Origin of the sequence: Thermanaerosceptrum fracticalcis, from assembly GCF_000746025.2 — a bacterium.
Taxonomy (GTDB): Bacteria; Bacillota; Peptococcia; order DRI-13; family DRI-13; genus Thermanaerosceptrum; species Thermanaerosceptrum fracticalcis.
Map to the genome: position 1 here is coordinate 3711883 of NZ_CP045798.1, position 22669 is coordinate 3734551.

At 46.3% G+C, this 22669-nt stretch carries 22 protein-coding genes and 1 riboswitch; of the genes, 18 read left to right on the top strand and 4 right to left on the bottom strand.

What is annotated here, in order from left to right:
* The first annotated feature begins 39 nt into the window (after positions 1-39).
* From BR63_RS18775 to thrC, 4 genes are all read left to right on the top strand, one after another.
* Positions 40-345 (top strand): hypothetical protein, encoded by a 306-nt coding sequence (locus BR63_RS18775; RefSeq protein WP_034420778.1) that lies wholly within the window; start codon positions 40-42, stop codon positions 343-345.
* 43 nt (positions 346-388) lie between these two features.
* Positions 389-1249, top strand: coding sequence for a polysaccharide deacetylase family protein (locus BR63_RS18780; protein WP_034420780.1), 861 nt, complete (start codon positions 389-391; stop codon positions 1247-1249).
* 216 nt (positions 1250-1465) lie between these two features.
* On the top strand, positions 1466-2449 hold the full coding sequence (gene corA, locus BR63_RS18785) for a magnesium/cobalt transporter CorA (protein WP_034420782.1): 984 nt from the start codon (positions 1466-1468) through the stop codon (positions 2447-2449).
* A gap of 199 nt (positions 2450-2648) precedes the next feature.
* Positions 2649-4145 carry a threonine synthase gene (gene thrC, locus BR63_RS18790; RefSeq protein ID WP_034420784.1) on the top strand — a complete coding sequence of 499 codons (1497 nt, stop codon included), beginning with the start codon at positions 2649-2651 and terminating at the stop codon, positions 4143-4145.
* A 139-nt stretch (positions 4146-4284) separates the two neighbouring features.
* Here thrC and BR63_RS18795 read toward each other — a convergent pair whose 3' ends face one another.
* The 4 genes from BR63_RS18795 to BR63_RS18810 form a co-directional block, all read right to left on the bottom strand.
* Positions 4285-4572, bottom strand: a complete 288-nt coding sequence (locus BR63_RS18795) for a hypothetical protein (RefSeq protein ID WP_243270034.1) — start codon at positions 4570-4572, stop codon at positions 4285-4287.
* 151 nt (positions 4573-4723) lie between these two features.
* Positions 4724-5263, bottom strand: a complete 540-nt coding sequence (locus tag BR63_RS18800) for a GDYXXLXY domain-containing protein (protein WP_034420788.1) — start codon at positions 5261-5263, stop codon at positions 4724-4726.
* An 11-nt stretch (positions 5264-5274) separates the two neighbouring features.
* The gene (locus tag BR63_RS18805; protein ID WP_034420790.1) at positions 5275-6537 is read right to left on the bottom strand and encodes a DUF2157 domain-containing protein; all 1263 of its coding nucleotides are present in this window, start codon (positions 6535-6537) and stop codon (positions 5275-5277) included.
* Between the two features lie 86 nt (positions 6538-6623).
* The gene (locus BR63_RS18810) at positions 6624-8921 is read right to left on the bottom strand and encodes a GGDEF domain-containing protein (RefSeq protein WP_243270135.1); all 2298 of its coding nucleotides are present in this window, start codon (positions 8919-8921) and stop codon (positions 6624-6626) included.
* Between the two features lie 201 nt (positions 8922-9122).
* Here BR63_RS18810 and BR63_RS18815 point away from each other — a divergent pair, with 201 nt between their 5' ends.
* The 14 genes from BR63_RS18815 to thiD all read left to right on the top strand — a co-directional run bounded on the left by BR63_RS18815 (position 9123) and on the right by thiD (position 22650).
* Positions 9123-9821, top strand: a complete 699-nt coding sequence (locus tag BR63_RS18815; protein ID WP_034420791.1) for an ABC transporter ATP-binding protein — start codon at positions 9123-9125, stop codon at positions 9819-9821.
* Positions 9818-11596 (top strand): hypothetical protein, encoded by a 1779-nt coding sequence (locus tag BR63_RS18820; RefSeq protein ID WP_034420792.1) that lies wholly within the window; start codon positions 9818-9820, stop codon positions 11594-11596. The genes BR63_RS18815 and BR63_RS18820 overlap by 4 nt, the downstream gene beginning before the upstream one ends.
* Entirely contained in the window at positions 11589-13004 is a 1416-nt protein-coding gene (locus tag BR63_RS18825) for an ABC transporter permease (RefSeq protein WP_034420794.1), read from the top strand. The genes BR63_RS18820 and BR63_RS18825 overlap by 8 nt, the downstream gene beginning before the upstream one ends.
* A gap of 189 nt (positions 13005-13193) precedes the next feature.
* Positions 13194-14300, top strand: a complete 1107-nt coding sequence (locus tag BR63_RS18830) for an iron-containing alcohol dehydrogenase family protein (RefSeq protein WP_034420796.1) — start codon at positions 13194-13196, stop codon at positions 14298-14300.
* Positions 14293-15402 (top strand): histidinol-phosphate transaminase, encoded by a 1110-nt coding sequence (gene hisC / locus BR63_RS18835; protein ID WP_051965499.1) that lies wholly within the window; start codon positions 14293-14295, stop codon positions 15400-15402. The genes BR63_RS18830 and hisC overlap by 8 nt, the downstream gene beginning before the upstream one ends.
* A 67-nt stretch (positions 15403-15469) precedes the next feature.
* The gene (locus BR63_RS18840) at positions 15470-16477 is read left to right on the top strand and encodes an ABC transporter substrate-binding protein (protein ID WP_034420798.1); all 1008 of its coding nucleotides are present in this window, start codon (positions 15470-15472) and stop codon (positions 16475-16477) included.
* A gap of 83 nt (positions 16478-16560) precedes the next feature.
* On the top strand, positions 16561-17385 hold the full coding sequence (locus BR63_RS18845) for an ABC transporter permease (protein ID WP_153802033.1): 825 nt from the start codon (positions 16561-16563) through the stop codon (positions 17383-17385).
* Positions 17372-18169, top strand: coding sequence for an ABC transporter ATP-binding protein (locus BR63_RS18850; protein WP_034420800.1), 798 nt, complete (start codon positions 17372-17374; stop codon positions 18167-18169). The genes BR63_RS18845 and BR63_RS18850 overlap by 14 nt, the downstream gene beginning before the upstream one ends.
* Positions 18170-18314: 145 nt before the next feature.
* Entirely contained in the window at positions 18315-18932 is a 618-nt protein-coding gene (gene thiE, locus BR63_RS18855; protein WP_034420802.1) for a thiamine phosphate synthase, read from the top strand.
* 27 nt (positions 18933-18959) lie between these two features.
* Positions 18960-19060: riboswitch (TPP riboswitch) on the top strand.
* A 78-nt stretch (positions 19061-19138) separates the two neighbouring features.
* Positions 19139-19339 carry a sulfur carrier protein ThiS gene (gene thiS / locus BR63_RS18860; RefSeq protein ID WP_034420804.1) on the top strand — a complete coding sequence of 67 codons (201 nt, stop codon included), beginning with the start codon at positions 19139-19141 and terminating at the stop codon, positions 19337-19339.
* A 4-nt stretch (positions 19340-19343) separates the two neighbouring features.
* Positions 19344-20114 (top strand): thiazole synthase, encoded by a 771-nt coding sequence (locus BR63_RS18865; RefSeq protein ID WP_034420806.1) that lies wholly within the window; start codon positions 19344-19346, stop codon positions 20112-20114.
* An 11-nt stretch (positions 20115-20125) separates the two neighbouring features.
* Complete coding sequence (thiH, locus tag BR63_RS18870) at positions 20126-21226, top strand: 2-iminoacetate synthase ThiH (RefSeq protein ID WP_034420809.1); 1101 nt, start codon at positions 20126-20128, stop codon at positions 21224-21226.
* Positions 21227-21235: 9 nt separating this feature from the next.
* Positions 21236-21883 (top strand): sulfur carrier protein ThiS adenylyltransferase ThiF, encoded by a 648-nt coding sequence (gene thiF / locus BR63_RS18875; RefSeq protein ID WP_034420812.1) that lies wholly within the window; start codon positions 21236-21238, stop codon positions 21881-21883.
* Positions 21868-22650, top strand: coding sequence for a bifunctional hydroxymethylpyrimidine kinase/phosphomethylpyrimidine kinase (gene thiD, locus BR63_RS18880; RefSeq protein ID WP_034420814.1), 783 nt, complete (start codon positions 21868-21870; stop codon positions 22648-22650). Before thiF ends, thiD begins: the two co-directional genes overlap by 16 nt.
* The last annotated feature ends 19 nt before the right edge of the window (positions 22651-22669 follow it).

Genomic DNA, 22669 nt, shown 5'->3' on the forward strand with positions numbered 1-22669 from the left:
TTATATTACATAATAATAAGTGTGAAAGGAGAGGATGGTATGGACAAATTCCTGGAAGCATTATTTAGGGGAGCGCTTGTGTACATGACCCTTTTGCTTGTATTGATTTTTGCTATTTTGACTATATCTACGGGATATTTATCCTTAAAGAACAGGACTTTTCGCCGGGTTGTGCTGGTAGCAGACGGCGAAATCATCCATAAAAATTTGCATGCTCTAGGCCTTGATGAAACTTTTGTCTGGGAGACCATCCAGGATCTGGGTATGGAGGACCTCTCCCAGATAGATGTGTTGGAAATGTCAGAGGATGGGTCTATTTACCTCAATAAAAAGAAGAATCTGTAATAAGACATGATAACTCTGGCAAACCTATCATTGAGGTGAGAACATGAAAAAAACACTGCTTATAGGATCATTGCTGGTGATAGGTTTGTTTGTTTTTTGGGCATATAACAATGAATATGAATTACGCTTTGTCCCTAATAAACCGGAATTACGCCCGCCCCAGAACACTTCGCCTTCTCCCAAAGAAATGACTGAGGATTTCGAACTGGCGGGAGGGTCGGAGCGAGATAACCGGGGATTTCCACAGCGGAAGATTGTGGATTTGAGCAGTATGTTTCCCGAACTTTTTTTCCGGGAAGGGTCCAAAAATGTAAAAAGAGCGGCCTTAACTTTTGATGATGGACCCGATTCCCTTTATACCCCGCAAATGCTGGATATATTGAAAGAACAAAACGTAAAGGCAACCTTTTTTTTAATTGGGAAACGGGCAGACCTTTTTCCCGATGTGGTGAAAAGAATGGTCAATGAAGGACATATTGTCGGGAATCATACCTGGAGCCATCCCAATATCGTTAAGTTAGACAATGCTGCAATGCTTAAAGAGATACTGGATGCAGAAGAGGCTTTAAGTAAATTGACAGGATACCGTACTGCCCTTTTCCGTTCACCTTATGGTTCCATTGACGAGAAAAGAATTAAAGAAATAAGAAAGTTAAATTATAAGATTATTGCCTGGAACGTGGATTCCCTTGACTGGAAGAGCTTAACGGCGGAACAGGTAAAATACAATATTCTGGAAAATGTGAAAGAAGGCAGTGTGATTTTGCAGCATTCCTCGGGCAGCAAAGAGGAGAACCTTACAGGTTCTGTAGCTGCCCTGCGGGATATCATTGTTACTTTAAAGAAAGAAGGTTACCAGTTTGTAACCATACCGGAAATGTTCAATATCCCCTATAAAAAGTGAGACTAGTTCATGGTATGATTATCCCCTTTAGGTAGACAGTAATTAAGAAAGAACATCACTGTATACTTGGAGGGGATAGTTTTATGTTATAAAACTCGACTTGTATCGAGCCAATTAATTGTTACAATTGCAAACAAATATTTTTCTGCAGGCATGATAAGAATAGGTTACAATCATAATTAATAATAAGCATAAAAGTTGTAAGGAGCGACTGTCTTGATAAGGGCGTTAGGGATTGGCCGCGATAAAAATGTATATTTTACGGAATCGCTAGAACAAATCCGGCAGGTACAGGAAAAACACCAGGTACTCCTCTGGCTGGACGTATTGGACCCTACCCCGGAGGATTTGGAGTTTTTAGGCAGCACTTTTGGTTTTGCTGAAATCTGCCTTAAGGACTGCGGGGAATATACCAAAAATCCCAAGCTGGATGAGTACGATGATTATTTGTTTATTGTTACCCACGTTCTCCACGAAGCGAAGGAACTCATGTTCCCGGAAATGGATATTTTTTTGTCCCACAATTATCTTGTAACGGTGCACTACTATCATGTAGACGAACTGGAACAGTACTGGCACCGTCTTTTACAGCGTCTCTATGACGGACCTATGCGTACGGATTTTCTCCTATATCACGTTATAACGGCGGTGGCAGACAGTTTCCATAAAGTAGTGGAAGAAATAGCTGCCCAGATCGAAGACTTAGAGGAAGATATTATTGTAGGAAATTTGGATAATATCTTACCCCAGATCACAACGTTACGGCGAAGACTGATTTATTTCCGACGCCAGCTTAGCTCCGAAGTGGCTATGCTGGAAAAACTTACCCAGCCTGATATTGAATTTTTTACAGAAGAAAGCAGGGCTTATCTCCGGGATGCCATGGAACGTTTCCAACGGGTGCTCCATTTTGTAGATGTTAACAGGGAATTGATCGCGGCTCTCTTTGAAACCTATTTATCCGTCATATCCCTGAGAATGACAGAGACTTCGGCAGAGCAAAACAGGATTATGCAGCGGCTCACTGTAATCACGGCGGTATTTATGCCTTTAACCCTGCTTGCCGGTATCTACGGTATGAATTTCGAGTTTATGCCCGAGTTGGACTGGAAATATGGGTATTTTGCTGTGCTCCTGGTTATGTTACTCCTGGGGCTTGGATTGTACAGGCATTTTAAAAAGAGAGGCTGGCTGGATTGAGTAACGATATCCGTTATCCAACTTCCGATATCCGAAACAAAAGGAAAATTCAGTAGGGGGACTTGAAATAATCTTAAGAAAAGATACAATAGAAAAAAGTATATATCCCTTAAGGTAATAACTAGGCCGTAAAACCTGAATATATTCCGGAAATCGGAAAACGGAAGACGGAAATCGTTAATATAAAGGAGCTTGAGTTATGTATATCAGTACTAGAGATAATTATGAGAAAGTATCAGCCGCCCAGGCTATTAAACTGGGCATGGTTCCGGCAGGCGGGCTCTTTGTCCCGGAACAAATTCCCACGCTTTCCCTGGAGAAGATATTTGCTTTAAAAGGGTGCAGCTATCAGGCGGTGGCCGAGAAAATTATTTCCCTTTTCCTTGAGGATTTTTCCTCGGAAGAAATAAAAGGGTGCGTAGCCAGGGCCTATAACGGAGAGAATTTTACCCACCCTGAGATAGCCCCTCTTTCTAAACTTGATGACCGCACTTTTATCCTGGAACTTTGGCACGGGCCTACGGCAGCTTTTAAAGATATGGCCTTACAGATTATGCCCCATTTCTTGTCCCTGGCCGTAAGAAAAGTGGAAGCCCACAAAGAAATCGTCATCCTGGTGGCAACTTCGGGAGATACGGGTAAAGCTGCTCTGGAAGGGTTTAAAAATGTTCCGGGCATTAAAATTATCGTTTTCTACCCGCACCAGGGGGTAAGCCGGGTGCAGGAACTGCAGATGAGCACTACCGATGGCAGTAATACTTATGTAGTGGCTGTCAGAGGCAATTTTGATGACTGCCAGAGCGCTGTCAAAAATATTTTTGCCGATGAAGAGTTTAAGGCTGTCCTGGCAGGGCATGACTATGAATTATCTTCGGCTAATTCCATCAACTGGGGTCGGCTCCTTCCCCAGATTGTCTACTATTTCTATGCTTACCTGAACCTTTTAACTCAAGGTGAAATAAAAGCAGGGGAAAAAATTAATTTTGTCGTTCCTACCGGTAACTTTGGCAATATCCTGGCCGGCTGGTATGCCCAGAAAATGGGCTTACCTGTATATAAATTTGTCTGTGCTTCCAATGAAAACAAAGTCCTTACTGATTTCTTCAATACCGGGATTTACGACCGGAACCGGGAGTTTAAACAAACTAACAGCCCCTCTATGGACATCCTCATTTCCAGCAATTTGGAGAGATTTCTCTTTGAGCTGACAGGTCACGATGGGAAAAAGATAAAAACATGGATGGATGAGCTCAATAAGACGGGTCGTTTTCAGGTTGATGCAGATACCAAAAAAGCCATGGATGAGATCATGGCCGCAGGTTTTGCCACAGAAAGAGAGACTCTGGACACAATCAAAGAAGTTTTTGCAGCCGCCGGCTATACCCTGGATACTCATACAGCCGTGGCGGTTAAGGTTTATGAAGATTACCGTAAAGAAAGCGGTGACATGCACAAAACAGTGATTGATGCTACTGCCAGCCCCTTCAAATTTAATACCAGTGTCCTGGAGGCCATTAAAGGTGAGCAAACTACTGATTGTAAGGATGAGTTTGAAGTTTTGCAGGAATTGAGTAAAGTGAGCGGTATGCCCCTTCACCCTGCTCTGAAAGACCTGGATAAGAAGCCGGTCCTCCACAAGCGGGTTTGTGACAAAGGGGAAATCAAAGAGGTTATTGGGGAGATACTGGGAATCTAAGAGGACTGTCCGCTTTCCGAATTCCGACATCAGATAATTTCCTTAAAAATTAAAGAGGGGATATTCCTTTAGTAATTAAATAGCAAACCCAGGTTTAAGACCTGGGTTTTACTGTTTTTATTCGGATGTCGGGTGTCTCCTACTTATTGGCTATTTTTTTCTCAAGAGCGGTAATCCGTCTTTCATGATCATTGATTCCTTCGTCAAGGGCAGCAACAAAAGATTTAATAATTTTTACATCAGACTTGACTTTTTTCATATCACTTTTAAGTTCTTGTACGTCTGATTCTATGTTATCAAGCCTTTTTTCAATACCTTCGAATCTTTTTTCAAAACGTTCTTCCATACTTTTTTGGCCTTCGGCAATAGCATTTACTTTGTCGAGAATATTTTCCAAAAGCACACCAAATTGATTTTCATTCATCATGAGAACCCCCTTATCCGCGCTCCGGCTAAAATCAGGATATCTAATGGATACACTTGGCTCCAACCATATTATACCTTTTACCGTTGCCCGTACACAAGGAAGTTGAAAAAAACTTGTGTATTCGGCAATCGGAGATCGAACCGCGCTGCGGCTACTTGCTTACCAGTCCCATTACCCGGGCCTTTCCTTTATAAACAGAGACCTGGGCGTAAACGACACCTTCCTGGATCTGTTTTTCTATTTCTTTGCCTTTACCCTCGGGGACAAAGAAGTTTTCTATGTTGAATTTGAGGTGCAGTATGGGCTGGGGTTCCGGGCGGAGATAGAGAACCTTGCCGGTTAAATAAGTTTTATCCTTAACTCTGGCAGGGTTCTGGGTAGCCAGGACAGGTTCCCAGGCCTCTCCTTTGGGTTCCAGGGCCAGGTAAATATCCTGCTGGTAATTGATTTTGTCCAGGTCCAGGTCGTGTTCTACTTTATTGAGGTTCAGGTTATTAAAGGGATAACTCAGGATAACGTAATCTCCCTGGAAGAGGCTGCGGGGATCCAATGGCTCTACCTTCAGGGTAACTTTGTCACCCCGGGCGATAATCTGGTAGCTGTTTACCACCATAGCTGTCAGGATGCCGATCTGCAGGAGAATTACCAGGATCAACAAATATTTTTTATTACCGGCTAATGTTTTAAGCATTTCTTTTCACCTCACTCCATGGTCTTAATGAGCTTACGTCTTTTGTGTTCCAAAAGGATACTGCCCAACAAAAGGAGTAAGCCTCCGGACATGAAAAAGACGGAGCGGGGGAGAAGAGCGAAGAAGAAGTCAAAATATTTAAGGATCACGGCCACAGCAAACATCACCATGCTGAGATTGAAGATAAGGGGACGTTTCAGCCAGTAACCGTAGTAGATGGCCAGTAAAGTGTAAACAAAGAAAAAGATGTTATTGAAAATGAGTAAGAAGCTGTTCCTGGCAGTTTCCGGGAAAAAGGGAAAAACTAAAAGGTACAGTAAGCCCAGGGGTAAATCACGTACAGTAAGGGATTTCTCCTTGAATTTCATCACGCCTATAACCAGCAAGACGGCAGCCACAAGATATGGGAAGTTATAGAGCGGGTGTTTATCGAGAAATTCATGGAGAAAATCGTTAAAACTAAAGGCTGCCAGGGCAGTGAACATACCAACCAGGGAGAGGGAGAAGAGTAAGTTTTCCCCAAAGATCGATTTTTCCTCCCGGAACAGCTGGAGCAGAAAGTAGAGAAGCAGGCTGAAAAGGAGGAGGCTGATGATCCCCAGTTGGAAACTAAAGTTTACACGGGCCAGTTTCACTCCCAGGGGGATAAACCAGATATAACCTGCGATGACGGCAGCAGTAAAATTGAATTGATCTTTCTTGCGCAGGGCCAGGGGCAGGATGGTGCCTGCCAGGAGCAAGGGGTAAAGGAGGAACGCCCAGTTCAAGGGGTATTTTCCGGCGATAAACCAGGAAGTCAAGGTGGCCAGGGCCAGGAAGAGGTTAAAGGAAGAATGAAAAAGATAGGCTATGGGAATCACACCCACATACCAGAGCATAAAGCCTAAACCTCTCTCCGCTTCAATATGGAAAATCTGGGCAATGAGCCAGATGCCCGAGCCATAGAGTAGAGAACCCAGGCAAATCAGGGCATACCCTACCTTGGGGTAAGTGCCTTTCGTATAGCGCAGGTAATACCCTCCCAGGTAGGCCAGAGTAAAAGATGAAACCACTACAGCCACCTTAAGGGTACGGGACATGCTTTCCCAGTTGGCTGCAAAAAACAGAATAACGCCAATACCCAGAAGGATACTGCCCAGTAAAGCCAGGGTCTGGGTCATGCTGGTTTTGGTTACAGGGTAACGCTGCCTCAAAGCATCCCCTGTCTCGGGAGTAATGAGGCCTTCTTTTACCCAGCGGTCCACTTCCCGCTGCAGGTTGCTGTTAAAAGACATGGTTCCTCCTCCAAAAAACATATTCTTTGGCTAACTATATCAGAAAGAAGCGGAAGGCGTAAGCCTCTCTTTTATGGAAAAACAATTTAAGGTTCGGGCACATCACGGCAGGCATTGACGATCTGACAAAAGCAGCAGAACTGGCCCGTTGGTCCTTCCTTGACGAAAACAGACCCTTTGATGCTTTTGGCATATTTTTTGGCTTTGGCTGCATGTTCCGCCAGTTCCAGGTGGTTTTTAAAGCGGCCGGGAGTTGCTGCTATAACAGCCAGTGAAGTAGAAACCGTATCTTTCTTTAACTTATGCATGATTTTGATGATTTTGGTATTAATCAGGTCGGAATACTGAGGAGGTGTAATTAGAATAAAATCATCCCCTCCGATATGACCCAGGAAACACTCATCATTGCCGTAATTTCTTACCACATGCTTTAATACTTTGCTTAAGAGAAGGAGAATCTCATCCCCCCACTCGAAACCATAAGTATCATTTAATTGTTTGAAATTATCAATATCAGCGTAGGTTACTTCCATAGTTCTATCACCGCTGATTATCTTGTTCAGTTCTTCCTGGATCCTGATATTGCCGGGGAGCCCGGTAAGGGGATTGGCATACTGGGCCATCTGGATTTTGCTTTGGGTAATTACTTCTAGAAGGTGTCTGATGGAAACTATCCCCAGAATATTGCCGTTCTTAGTAACCAAAATGTGGTCGTAAAGTTTTTCCTGAGTCCTGTTGGTGGCTATTTGTGAGGCTTTTTCCAGGGTGGTTTCATCTTCCACCATCAGGGGGAAGTGGTCCATCACAACGGTAACGGGTTTTTTATAATACAAGGCCACACCGTAGCGGGAACTGAGGAAATTGAAGAAGTGGCTGCGCATGACCAGTCCCAGGGGGATCATTTCTTTGGTCACGATGATGCCTTCCAGATTTTTGTCACGCTGGAAATACCGCAAAACTTCTTCCACCGAGGTTTCGGGAGCAACCATAAGGGCAGGTTGCACAATGCTTCCGATGGTGATGGTGTTGTGGGGAAGTTTTTCTTCATTTTTTTTGCCAAATTTGCGAATCAGGCTGGTAATACTTGGAGAAACCTGAGAAGCGGGAAAGTGGGGTTTCCCCAAAAGATAGCCCTGGCCGTAATGGACTCCTAATTTGATAAGGGTTATCAGTTCTTCTCTGGTTTCAATGCCTTCGGCGATCAGGGAACAGTTTATTTTTTTGGCAAAAGTCACAAAAGTATCTACTAAGGCCTGTTTAACGGGATCTTTGTGAATATTGCGCACAATGGACATATCCAGTTTAATATAATTGGGTTCAAGTTCGGCCACGGCCTGCAGGCTCGAGTAACCTGCCCCCGTATCGTCCAGGGCCAGGGAAAATCCCAGGTTTCTCATATTCTGCAGGGATTTTTTGAATTTCTGGAAATTAAGGATGGAAGTGCGTTCGGTAAGTTCCAGCACCACATTTTGGGGTTTCAGACCCTTTTCTTCCAGGACAGAGAGCAGATTCTCCCTGGTAAATTCCAGGGTGTGGGCAGTTTGGGCATTGATGTTGAGAAAAAGCTTTTGCCTGGCCTTAAGTTCACCTGCATTGGCCAGGGCTTTGCGCTGAGAAATGTTTTCCAGGGTAAGCAGGGTTCCTGTTTCTTCGGCATAAGGGAAAAGAGTAACCGGAGCATAAAAATAGGAATTCAGGGGACCCCGGGCCAGGGCTTCCCAACCGAGAAGGGAGCCACTGCGCAGGGAAAGGATGGGTTGGTATAAATGGGAGATCTTTTCCTCGCTTAAGATGTTCTCAAACTGGGCAATCATGGAAGCATTGAGTGATTTTTCCTGGTTTTTGGCGTTTTTTAAGGCGTATTTTAAGGCAGGAAAAAGCTCTTTATGGATATTACCCAAATTTTCCTTAGATAAAAAATGACCAGTGTGCACTACCAGGTATTCATGACTGATCATAGGAAAGATTTCTTCCAGTTTGCGGTGAATATGGAGGCGAATTTTCATGTCCAGGTCATAAAGCTCCTGGAGGGGCGGTATTTCTTCTAAAGCACTGAAAATGGCAATATCATCCGTTAATAATAATCGGATTTGCCTGCAATTGATATAAGAAGGGAATAGTTGGACATATTCTTTTGCCGCCAAGACGGCCGTTTTTACCGCCTGGCTGTAGTAAACCGGACCGTAGTTATGTTCTATTTCATAAAGATTGGAAAGATCGATGTAGTGGATCAGGAGGCCCCTGGATTTGGTCAGTGTTTTGCGCATTTCTTTCAGAAATTCTGTGTTGTCAGTGGGGGATAGGGATTGGGTACCGTTACCCAGATTCAAATTAAGTTTTTCCAGCAGTATTTTGGCTGCTTTGTCAAGTTTCCAGCCTTCCATATTTTTCAATTAACCTCCTTCAAGGCGGGTTAATATGGAAAAAATCTCATGAAAATACTCTGGGAAAATTATATCAAGAGGAAGTTAATTTCTGTCGGATTTTGTGTAAATATTGTAAATTATAAAGAAGTAAAAAACATTATGCCGGATGGAACTTTTTACTAGTTTTACCGTCTATAATTTAGTTAAGGAGGTGTACAAGTGGCCGCTTTCATTGAAATCAAAAATCTCACGAAAAAATATCGTCTGGGGCAGGAAATTATCACTGCCCTGGATAATGTGAATTTGAGTATAGTGCAAGGTGAGTTCCTCTGCATCCTGGGGACATCGGGTTCGGGAAAAACCACCCTTTTACATATCATGGCGGGCCTGGAGAAACCTGTACGCGGTGAAGTGCTGGTTAAAGGAGTATCGCTGACGAAAATGAAAGAAAAAGACATGGCTTATTTCCGTAGAAAACATATGGGGTTTATTTTCCAGTCCTATAATCTGATACCCACCCTCACTGCCGTGGAGAATGTGGCTTTACCCCTCATATTTGACGGCGTGGAGAAAAGGGAACGGGAGAAACGTGCCCGGGATCTTTTAATTCAACTGGGTCTAAAAGAGCGCCTGAAGAACAAACCCACGGAGATGAGCGGAGGGCAGCAGCAGCGCGTCAGTATTGCCAGGGCTCTGGTTAATAACCCTAAAATCATTTTTGCTGATGAACCCACGGGGAACCTGGACAGTAAAACGACCAAAGAAATCATGGATATCCTGTACGAAAGGGTGAAAGCTTCCGGGGTAACCCTCATCATGGTTACCCATGACCTGGATTTGGCCCACTATGCAGACAGGGTAATCCATATGGTTGACGGGCAAATAACGAAAATAGTAGAAAAAGGAGTGTCGGCATGAAAACCCAGGGGAAAAAGGAGATTTTCGGGAGTCTGATGATTGTATTGTTTTTAAGTTTCATTCTTATTCAGGCGCCGCTGCCCGCTAGGGCTGGGACCATAACCATCGATTCTATTGATCCTGTTCTTTTAATCGAAAAGGTAAGCAGTGAACAGGCTGTAGCCGGAAGTGACTTTAACCTGACTCTGTCTATTCGCAATATTAGTAATAATCCGGGATTTAACCTCAATCTCTCTTTTAAAGTAGAAGGCACGGACAGCCTTGATCCCTTTACCGTTAAAGACAGTCAGGCCACCACCATTGATAAAATAGACGGCAATGCCACCAGGACTGTGATGGTAGCCTTTACGGTAAAACCGGAAGCCCAAAACAAAGATTATAAGCTTATTGTGAACTTAAGCGGGCAGAATGCCTCTTTCCAGAACACAGTAAATGCCTCCACCACTATTACCATACCTGTTACTTATGATCTGACCAAACCGGTTCTCCTGGTAAAATCAGCTTCCATCAGCCCCGAGAATCCCGACCTGGTGGAAGGCTTTGATGTTCACCTGCAGATTTGGAACATGAGTAAAACGACGGATGCCAGGAACGTGACACTTCTCCTGGACGGTACCGATAATTTTGAGGTCATGGAAATTTCTAATAAAAAGAATATTGTCAAATTGGAGAAGAATACTTACGAAACAGTGACCTACCGGCTGCGGGCCAAGGATACCCGGGCTAATAATACAATGAAACTGACCCTTAAATTTGACTACCTGGGTGATAAAACAGAAAGTGTAGAGGAAACCATTAATCTGCCTTTACCCCGGGAAGATGTGGGGATAGGGGCCACCCCCTGGGTCATTATCAATAAATATACTCTTTCGGCGGAAAGAGTGCTGGCCGGCAATACTGTTACCCTGCGCCTTTATATTGAAAACACCAACCAGCGGCCCGTGAAGAACGTAAAGATTTCCCTGGGAGTAATTAAGATTGAAGATTCTTCCTCTACCGGTACTACGGGCGGCAAAACCACGGGGGGGACCGTCTTTTCCCCAGTGAACAGCAGTAACAGCTTCTTTATTGACTATATACCGGGAAAAACCGTCCTGGAGAAAGATATTGACCTTTATGTAGATCCCAATGCGGCGGCGAAAACATACATCGTTCCGGTGGAAATAAAGTACGAGGACAGAAAAGGCACTACTCTGACCAGTGAAGAACTGGTGAATATCCCCGTCACCCAGGAGTGCAAACTGCAGATCCTTTCTGTTCAGGTACCCCCCACGGGTTTTATGGGCCAGCCCATTCCTGTGACGGCGGAATTTGTCAATGTGGGTAAAGTAGCCCTGGGAAATTTCATAGTTACTTTAGAGGGCGATTTCGAAAAAGATAACGGGACTTATTACATCGGGAATTTCGATATCGGTGTCAGTGACATGTTCCAGGGCGGGGTCATCGCCAGGGATGAAGGCAAAGTTGAAGGAAAGCTAGTCTTTTCCTATATCGACAATAACAACAAAGATGTACGGGTAGAACACCCCTTTACCATCGAGGTACAGGGAAGGCCTGTGCCGCCTCCCGGTCAGGAAGGGGAAATGATGGGGCCTGACGGACTGGTGAAACCGGGGATGCCTGTTAAAGGGATGCCGCTCCAAAAGGGGAGCTTTCTTAATACGGTAAAAACCAAGTGGCCTACCTTCCTTTTAGGCCTGGTGATCATCCTGGAAGGCATCTATATCTGGCGTTTAAAGAGAAAGAAAGCAAGTGAGGAATTCTTTAATGAATAAGCTGGACATCTTAAAACTAGCCCATAGAAACCTCTGGCGGAGAAAGGCCCGTACCATCCTTACCGTCGTGGGTGTGATGATTGGCACCACGGCTATCGTGGTCATGCTCTCCCTGGGTATAGGGCTGAAGGAGAGCCAGCGTAAGAGCATGGAACGCTGGGGGGATCTGAATATGATTCGGGTCCAGCAGGGCATCAACTTTGACCGGGAAGGCAAGCCTTTGGGGGAAGCAAAAAAATTGGATGATGCAGCGGTAGCAGAGATAAAAGCCATTGAGGGGGTTATGGCCGTTTCTCCTGCTTATGAATCCGGTGGCGAAGCTAAGTTTGGCCGGAAACGGGGACATATCCAGTTGATTGGCATCGACCCCGAAGAAATGGTGAACCTGGAATTCACCGCTTCCCTGGGCCGTCTTTTAAAAGCCGGGGACCGCAACGTCATGGTAGTAGGCAGCCAGGTCATCAACAATTTCCGGGATGAAGCGGAGATCCGCAAGATGCAGCGCGGGATGATGTTTTACGAAGGTCCCCGACGCCTGGAAAGAAAGGACCCCGGGGAAATGATGGACCAGCGCATTGCTATGGAAATCCGTAACAACAGCAACCATGAGAAAAAAAGGATTTTCAACTTCCAGGTAGTGGGTGTGCTGGAAGGGGAGTTTAAACAACATGCCTACCAGGCCTATGCGCCTATCGAAGATATTAAGAGGATGCGCAAATTCATGATGGAGGGAACCCAGAACGGTGGTGGCGATCCTCGTATGATGCGGGAGATAGCCATGAAAACCGGAGGTGAAGTACGTGCCACCAGCAGCAGTAGGCGGCCTATGCAGGGCTATGATCCCGACGACTATAACTTCTTATTGGTGCGGACTGAAGATGTGACGAAAACCCGGGAAGTTTCCGATATCCTAAGAGAGCGGGGCTACAATACCTATTCTATTGCCGACCAGCTGGAAGGCATCGAAAAAACTTCCCGCACCATTCAGGCTATCCTGGGTGGCATTGGCGGGATAACCTTGCTGGTAGCGGCTATTGGGATTACCAATACTATGATTATGTCCATCTACGAGCGCACCAAAGAAATAGGGATTATGAAGGTTATAGGGGCGACTTTCCAGGACATTCATGCTATGTTTTTGGCCGAAGCCGGTCTCATCGGTCTTATGGGAGGAACCATCGGCCTGGGGCTCAGCTATCTGGTTTCTTACATTATTAATCATTTCAGCCGCAATTTTATGAGCCGGGGGCTGCCCCCGGGGGAAGAAGTCATGGGAATTTCCCTGATACCGCCTTATCTTGCGCTCTTTGCCATGGCTTTTGCCTTTCTGATCGGCGTTATCGCCGGGCTTTATCCCGCCAACCGGGCTGTACGTCTAAGCCCCATCAATGCCATCAGGAACGAGTAACCTTCCAGGGACGACATCTGCTTTCCGATATCCGACTTCCATTTACGATCACCGTGTTCTTTGACCTGTTAACCGAATAATAATACTTACACCCGGGAATACCCGGGTTTATATTTTTAATGAGTACTGGACACATCATTCACTTACAGCTATCATAATTACATCGAAGAAATGAAAGGATGGTATTAGTTGCTGCAGCGAATTGTTGCTCCCGGCCACTATTTGCGTGAAGCGGGAATGATAAAAAAGGCGGGCAGCCATTGCCGCCAGGTAGGAAAGAAGGCTTTTATCATCGGCGGTAAAACTGCTCTTTCCATAGTAGAAAAAGACTTGACCGGCAGTCTGGAAGAGAAGGGCGTAGAAACGGCAGCCGTTAGTTGGTACGGTGGTGAATGCTGTTGGGAAAATATTGAGGCTCTTGCCCAACAGGTGAAGAAAAAGGGCGCCGATTTTATTATTGGCGTGGGCGGAGGCAAAGCCCTGGATACGGCCAAGGCCGTTGCTTTTGCTTTGGGTTTACCCGTAATTACCATTCCCACCATTGCCGCGACCTGTGCGGCCTGGACGCCGTTAGCGGTAGTGTATACCCTGGAGGGGATGTACCTGGAGTTATCCTCTAAAGCCCAGAATCCGGCAAAAGTTCTGGTTGATACCGAGGTTATCGCCCAGGCGCCCATCGCTTTTTTAAGAGCGGGTATCGGTGATACACTGGCAAAATGGTTCGAGTCGGAGATTTCCAGCCGTAATACTGGGGGCAATGCAGCGGTTTCTGCTGCCCTAAGCCTGGGAAACCTGTGTTATCAAATTTTATTAGAATATGGCACTGGGGCCTGTCTTAGTGGGGAAAAAGGCCAGGTATCACCTGCTTTGGAACAGGTTGTGGATGCCAATATCATGCTAAGTGGTTTAGTCAGCGGGTTAGGCGGTGATGAATGCCGGACCGGGGCTGCCCATTCCATTTATAACGGGCTCACGGTCTTAGAAAATGCCCACCGGCGTTATCATGGGGAAATTGTGGCATACGGTATTTTATGCCAGTTGGTTTTGGATAAAAAAGAGGATGAATTAGTTAAACTATTGACTTTCTACCATAAGACGGGACTGCCCATGACCCTGGAGGAACTGGGAATTCATAGCCTGAGTAAAGAAGAGGAACTTGCTGTGGGAAAGGCTTCCGCCGAAGTGGAAGACATGGCGAATATGCCTTTTACGGTAACAGCGGAAATGGTTGTCGATGCTCTTTATCGCGTAGACCAACTGGGAAGACGTTACAGGGGAGGTGAAAATCTTGTTTAACAGTTTTACAAGAATGAGAAAGGAAGCCAGGGGACTACAGCCTTTTATTCCAGAGCTGCCGGATATGGCCCTGGAGCAGATTAAAGCCCTTACCGGGTTGGAGAAAATCGTGAAATTATCTTTTAATGAAAATCCTTTTGGCCCCAGTCCCAAAGCTGTGGAAGCCATCAGGGAAGCAGCGTCTCAGCTTAATTTATACCCGGATGCCGTGGCCAATGGACTGCGGGATGTTTTGGCCCAGGGCTATGGTTTAACAAAAGACCACATTGTCCTGTCTAATGGTGCCGATGAAATGATTGTTTTAACAGCCCAGGCCTTTTTGGAAGAAGGAGACCACGTCTTAATACCTTTTCCCACCTTCGGTCAGTATTTTGCTTCCACCATTTTAATGGGGGCAGTGCCTGAAAAAGTTGCCCTGAACAATTTTAAAGTGGACATTGGGAACATCCTGTCTTCACTTACGCCCCGGAGCAAGCTGATTTTCCTGTGTAACCCCAATAACCCCACAGGTACTTATCTCAGTAAGGATGAGCTCATAAACCTCTTGGAAAACTTACCTCCGGAAGTTCTTCTGGTGCTAGATGAAGCCTATGGGGAGTATGTAGAAGCCCCTGATTATATTTCCGGTGTCAGCTTTTTATCTGCCTATCCTAATGTCCTGGTGATTCGAACTTTTTCCAAAATATATGCACTGGCCGGGGCCAGGGTGGGCTACGCTTTGGCCAATCCCGCCATTATCCAGGCCATAAACAAAGTGAGGCCGCCTTTTAACCTTAATGCCCTGGGGCAGGTGGCAGCTCTTGCGTCTTTCTGCGATCGAGAGTACATTTTAACGGCAAAAGCCCATAACGCCCGGGTTAAAAAAGAGTTGTATGATTTTTTACAGGGGCACGGGTTATCTTTTGTACCCTCAGAAACTAATTTTGTGTTAATTGACGTGGGACAGGATGCCATTAAACTTTGCTCCCGGTTGGCGGAAAAAGGGATTATGGTACGCTGCGGTTCTGCCTGGGGACTGGATTCCTATATCAGGGTTAGCCTGGGCAGTGTTGAGGATATGGCTTATTTCCAGGATCAGCTGAAGAAGTTGATAAATATTTAGTATTGCATAAATATACAGAGTTGCTTATACTTATTGCTATAAAAGAAAAATTTGCGAGGGAATAAGAATGAGAAAATTTCTATCAGTGTTTTTGCTTATCTTATTAATTTTGACTCTTGTCACCGGTTGTAGTGGTTCTAAACCGGCTCCTGCACCGGCTCCCCAAGCTAAAGAAGAACCGAAACCTGTAAAACTTGTTATTACCTTACCTACCTGGGTAGGATATGGACCTTTGTATTTGGCGAAAGAAAAGGGTTTCTTTAAAGAACAGGGCTTAGATGTGGAGTTAACAAAAATCGAGGGTCTGGCTGAGCGCAAACAAGCCCTGGCCGGGAAAAAGGTAGACGGCATGGCTACGGCCCAGGATGTCCAGGTTACCATTGCCGCAGCAGGAATCCCAGTAAAAGTTGTCTGGGCTCTGGATGACTCTTATGGCGGTGACGGCATGCTGGCTAAAAATGAGATCAAAGATATAAAAGACCTTAAGGGTAAAACAGTAGCCCTGGAAACAGGTACAACCAGTCACTTTTTTGCCCTGACCGTACTGCAAAAAGTGGGTCTTACGGAAAAAGACATTAAGATTACCAACATGAAAGCCGGCGATGCCGGAGCAGCTTTTGTGGCCGGACAGGTTGATGCCGCTGTAACCTGGGAACCCTGGCTCAGCAAAGGAAAAGCCAAGGGTAAAGTCTTGGCTTCCACCAAGGAATATCCCGGTATCATTGTGGATACCGTCAGTTTCCGTGCCGATGTAGTGGAGAACAATCCAAAAGCCATGGAAGGTTTTGTCAGGGCCATGAGTAAGGCTATGGATTACTGGAAACAAAACAAACAGGAATCCGAAGAAATCATGGCCAAAGGTTTAGGGATGGAAGTGAAAGACTTCCAGGCTGTGTTGCCTGACTTAAAATTCTTCGACCTGGAAGGCAATAAGAAGTTCTTCGGTACTGCAAGCAGCCCGGGACTTCTCTATGAAACCACACAAAAAGCTGTGGATTTCTATGCCAGTCTCAAAGTCATTGATACGAAACCCAAAGCTACGGACATTGTTGATTCTACCTACGTAAACAAGTAAGATAATAATTAAGCTCAAAGGGAGCCCGCCAAGGCTCCCTTTCCCTGCGAGTACTGAAATTTTTTCAATGGGGGTTGTTCTTTTTGCCACGCTTCAGCACAAAATTAATTACACCAAAAGCGGAAATAGACAGAAAACTATATTTCTATACCGGTATTTTCTCTTTCATTTTTGTGTTTCTAGTATGGGCAGCGGCGGCAGTGATAAAAAATGATGCCAGTTTTATCCCTACTCCGGCCAAAGTACTTTCTATAGGGCTTAACATGCTGACACGGGGGGAACTGGCAGAACATGCTGCCTACAGCATCATGCGGGTAGCTGGTGGTTTTCTGCTGGCTTCCATTATTGCTGTACCCCTGGGCATTTTGATGGGGACTTTGAAAATAGCGGAGGCTTTTTTTGAGCCCATTATCGGCTTTATTCGCTATATGCCTGCTTCAGCCTTTATACCCCTCTTTATTCTCTGGTTTGGCCTGGGTGAAAGTGAAAAAATTGCTGTCATCTTTTTCGGAACTTTCTTCCAGCAGACCCTGATGGTGATGGATGTTACCAAGAACGTACCGGTAGACTTGATTGACGTCTCTTATACCCTGGGAGCTTCCCGGAAGGCAGTCTTCCGGAAGGTAATTTTACCTGCTTCACTGCCGGGAATTGTTGATACTTTACGGATTACTTTCGGCTGGGCCTGGACTTACCTGGTGGTAGCTGAAATTGTGGGTGCCAGTGAAGGCCTGGGCTATCTCATTATGCAAGCAAGCCGTTTTTTACGTACAGATAAAATTTTTGTAGGTATCCTGGTAATTGGGCTTTTGGGAATTATCTCTGATTACCTGTTTAAAGTTCTTTACCGCGCGCTCTTCCCCTATTTGCGGAGCCAAGGAGGTACAAGTACCAATGATAAAGAGTGAGACGCCCAACATTAAATTAAGCATTCAAAATGTCTCCAAGGTCTTCGGTCAGGGTGCAAACAGGGTTACGGCCCTGGAAAAGACCTCTTTTGATGTGAAAGCAGGAGAATTTGTGACCATTCTGGGGCCCTCCGGCTGCGGCAAGTCAACGATCCTGCGTATTGTGGCCGGTTTGACGGAGACTTCTTCCGGCCAGGCGCTGTTAGATGGGAAAGAGATTAAAGCGCCGGGGGCTGACCGGGGCATGGTGTTCCAGTCCTATACTTTGTTTCCCTGGCTAACAGTGCAAAAGAACATTGAATTTGGCCTGGAACTCAAGGGTATTCCCAAAGCAGAAAGGGAAAAAACAGCCTTGCACCAGTTGGAGTTAATAGGTTTAAAAGGCTTTGAAAATGCTTATCCCCAGAATCTCTCGGGAGGGATGAAACAAAGGGTGGCTATTGCCAGGGCTTTGGCCAACAATCCCGAGATACTTTTGATGGATGAACCCTTTGGGGCCCTGGACGCTCAGACCCGTTCCATTATGCAGGAAAACCTCTTAAATGCCTGGCAGGAGACCCAGAAAACCATTCTCTTTGTCACCCATGATGTAGAAGAAGCCATTTTCTTAGGGGATACGGTTTACGTGATGACGGCCAGACCGGGCCGGGTTAAAGCCACTATTGCTGTGCCTCTTCCCAGACCCCGGCACTTTACCATGAAAAACTCTCCCGAATTTAGTGCCTTAAAACAGGAAATCCTGGAATTGATCAGGGAAGAGAGCATGAAAGCCTGTAATATGTAACTTCGGTGACCGGAGACCAGTGTCCGGTGACCCGTTAATGATTATTCCTGTGTATTACAAAATTGATTACGGTGATCGGTGATCGAGTCGTGGTATATACTACCAACTATCAACTATCAACTAACAACCAGGAGTGAGTGCATTCATGGAAATCCACCTGGTGACCAACCGGCATCTCTGTGGTGAGAACAGGTTATTGTGGGTCATCGAAGAAGCCCTCAAAGGTGGCGTAGACGTTGTACAGCTGCGGGAGAAAGACCTGTTGCCGCGGGATTTATATGCTTTAGCTGTACAGGTTAAGGCCCTGACCGATAAATACGGGAAAAAACTTTTCATCAACAGGAGTGTAGAGGTAGCCCTGGCAGTAGATGCCCATGGTGTTAACCTGAGCTTTGGCAGTTTACCGTTGCCTCGAGTTAGAGAGATTTTAGGAACGGCAAAACTTGCAGGGGTATCCATTCATTCCGTAGCCGAAGGGCAAACTGCCGAAAGGGAGGGAGCCGGTTACTGTTTAGCCGGCCACATTTTCCCAAGCATGTGCAAACCGGGACAGGAAGCCCGGGGCCTTGTCTTTTTACAGAAATTAAAAGAAGCAGTATCTATCCCCATCATCGCTATCGGCGGTATTGATGAAGAGACCATAGAAGCGGTAGCCCCCCTTGGTGTAGCAGGAGTGGCTGTAATGTCCCGCTTTTTATTAGCTGATAATCCCCGGGCTGTAGCCGAAAAACTAAAAAGTTTCAGCTTTACAAAAAGAAATTAAAGTAATATTATTAATCTAATAGAATAGTTGGGATGCTAGGGGTGCCGCAAGGCTGAGAAAGAGTGTTCACTCTTAACCCTTTGAACCTGTTGGATAATGCCAGTGAAGGGAAGCGTAAGACGAAGGAAATGGTTATTTCAGGGCTTACCCCTTGCGGGTAGGCTTTTTTAGTTGGCAGTTGGTAGTTGGTAGAAGGAGGCAAAGAAATGCAGATACGTGTCAATGGAAGCTTAGAAACCATTCCTTTTTCCCTCAGTATTAAAGAGTATCTTTTAAACAAAGGACTTAAGCCGGAAAGTGTGGTCATTGAGTTGAACGGCCAGGTGGTGAAGCGAGAGCAATGGGAAAAGATTGTGCTAAAAGAAAATGATGAATTAGAAGTACTGCGTTTTGTGGGAGGAGGTTGAGATTATGGAAGATAAATTGATTATTGGCGGACAGGAATTGGAAAGCAGGCTTTTTATCGGCACCGGCAAGTTTTCCAGCCATGAAATCATCCCTAAGGTGATTGCCGCCTCAGGCAGCCAGGTCATCACCATGGCCTTACGAAGAGTAAATTTTTCCAACGAACAGGATAATGTCTTAAATTACATAGACAAGAAATGCATCCTTTTACCCAATACTTCAGGGGCCCGTAACGCCGAGGAAGCGGTAAGGATAGCCCGTATTGCCCGGGAAGCGGGCTGTGGCCACTGGGTCAAAATTGAAGTTATCTCCGACAATAAATACCTGCTGCCGGATAACTACGAGACCATCAGGGCTACGGAAATACTGGCCAAGGAAGGTTTTGTGGTGCTTCCTTATATGAGCCCTGATCTAATGGCCGCCAAAAGGTTGGAAGAGGCGGGAGCGGCGGCAGTCATGCCCCTGGGGGCCCCTATCGGCACAAACCGGGGCCTCATGACCAGGGAATTGCTTCGCATCCTCATTGCCGAGATCAAAGTGCCTATTATTGTTGATGCAGGCATAGGCCGGCCCTCCCAGGCAGCGGAAGCCATGGAAATGGGAGCAGCAGCAGTGCTGGTGAATACGGCCATTGCTACGGCCCAGGATCCCGTACAAACGGCCCGGGCCTTCAGCCTGGCTGTGCAGGCCGGAAGAATGGCGTTTCTTTCGGGACCGGGAGCCGTGCAGGAATATGCTGTGGCTTCTTCGCCCTTAACGGGATTTTTGCATAAGTAAGGTGGAGAATAATGAGTTTTGCTGACAAACTCCTTAAGTATCAGGAATTTCCCTTTGCTTCGTACCTGGCCGGTGTGACCGGGGCGGATATTGAGAGAACACTGACTAAAGAGGCCCTTGTTGAAAGGGATTTCTTAAACCTGTTATCGGAGCAAGCCGTACCTTATTTGGAAAGAATGGCCCAAAAGGCCCACCAGCTGACCGTACAGCATTTCGGCAGGGTAATCCTGTTATATACCCCCCTGTATCTGGCCAATTACTGTGTGAACCAGTGTGCTTACTGTGGTTTTAAGGTAACCAACAGGATTACCAGGAAAAAGCTTACCCTGGAGGAAGTGGAGAAAGAAGCCCGGGCCATTGCCCAGACGGGTTTACGCCATATTCTCATCCTAACGGGAGAGTCCCGCCAGCATACTCCCGTATCTTACATAGAGGAATGTGTTCGTATACTAAAAAATTATTTTGATTCCATTTCCATCGAGATTTACCCTTTGACGGAAGAGGAATATGGGCAACTGGTGGCAGCGGGTGTAGATGGGCTCACCCTTTACCAGGAGGTTTACGACCCCGTAACTTATGATGCAATCCACCTGGCCGGGCCCAAAAAGGATTATCGCTTTCGTCTCGATGCCCCGGAGCGGGCCTGCCGGGCCCGCATGAGAGCGGTGAATATCGGCGCCCTCTTAGGCCTTCAGGACTGGCGCAAGGAAGCCTTTTTCACAGGACTGCATGCCGCTTACCTGCAAGATAAATACCTGGATACGGAAATCAGCGTGTCCCTGCCCAGGCTGCGTCCTCACGTGGGGAATTTTGCACCCTGTTCTGTAGTCAGCGACAGGGACCTGGTCCAGATTCTCTTGGCTTTACGACTCTTCCTGCCCAGAGCGGGCATCACCATTTCCACCCGGGAACGGGCAGAGTTTCGTGATAACCTCTTACCCTTAGGTGTCACCAAGATGTCGGCAGGCTCGTGTACCTCGGTGGGGGGACACCTGGAAGAGGCCACGGAAGGCCAGTTTGATATTGCTGACCAGCGCAGCGTCCGGGAGATGCATGACATGCTGGTAAGCCGGGGCTACCAGCCCCTATATAAAGACTGGCACCACCTGTAGGAGGAAGCTATGAATATTTTTGAACATGCCCTTACTGCTTACCTGGGACCCGACAATCTTGCCCTGATCCAGAGGTATCATGTGGGTATTGCCGGAGCGGGCGGCCTGGGTTCCAACTGTGCCTTTAATTTAGTACGCTCGGGTTTTAAACGATTTACCCTGGTGGATTTTGACCGGGTAGAGATAAGTAATCTCAACCGCCAGTTCTACTTTTTGGACCAGGTGGGCCAGTATAAAGTGGAAGCTCTGAAAAACAATTTGTTGCGAATTAACCCTGATCTGGAGATTACTGCCCATGTGGTCCGTGTAGACACCACCAATGTGTTAAGCCTATTCTCTTCCTGTGATATCATAGTGGAGGCCTTTGACAAGGTGGAAGCCAAGACACTTCTGGTAGAAACCTTTCTTTCCAGTGAAAAGCTCCTGGTGGCAGCCTCCGGCCTGGCAGGCTGGGGTAACAGTGATGAAATCAAAACGAGGAAGATTAAGGAAAGCTTTTACCTGGTGGGAGATGGAAAGCGTGATGTGGCGGAAGGGCATCCTCCCCTTTCCCCCCGGGTGAATATTGCTGCGGCTAAGGAAGCGGACCTGGTGCTGGCCTGGGTCCTGGGAAAGATAAGATGTGAAAAGGGAGGGTCTTTATGCGAAAAGTGTTGACCATAGCCGGTTCCGATTCCTGCGGCGGGGCCGGGATCCAGGCTGATTTAAAAACCTTTGCCGCCTTAGGTACTTACGGCATGAGTGTGATTACCGCGGTGACAGCGCAAAATACCCAGGGCGTTTTTGCTGTTCAGGAAATTGCGCCGGAAATGGTGGCCAAACAGATTTCCTGCCTTTATGAGGATATTGTTATTGACGCAGTGAAGATTGGCATGGTTTCCAAGACGGAAATCATTAAAACCATTGCCAGGAAACTAAAGGAATACCAGGCCAAAAACATTGTGGTGGATCCAGTTATGATTTCCAAAAGCGGTTATGATTTGATGCATCCCGAAGCCAAAGAGGAGCTTATCCGGACCCTTCTCCCTGTGGCCGATGTGGTGACACCCAACCTTTATGAAGCACAAGTAATCCTGGAAAGGGAAATCACAACTGTGGAAGATATGGAAAAAGCGGCCCGGGATATTGTGGCCCTTGGCCCTAAAAGCGCTTTAGTTAAGGGAGGTCATCTCCGGGGCAATGCTGTGGATGTACTTTACGATGGGGAAAGTTTTACCTACTATGACCAGGAACGAATTGCTACAACCAATACCCATGGGACGGGCTGTACATATTCCTCGGCCATTGCCGCCCACCTGGCCAGGGGATTATCGCTGAAAGAAGCTGTACAGGGGGCGAAAGAGTACATCACCGGTGCTATTCTTAATTCTTTTTCCATAGGCAAAGGGGTAGGGCCTACCCACCATTTTTATAAGTATTATTAGGGGTTAAGGGGGCGAAAAA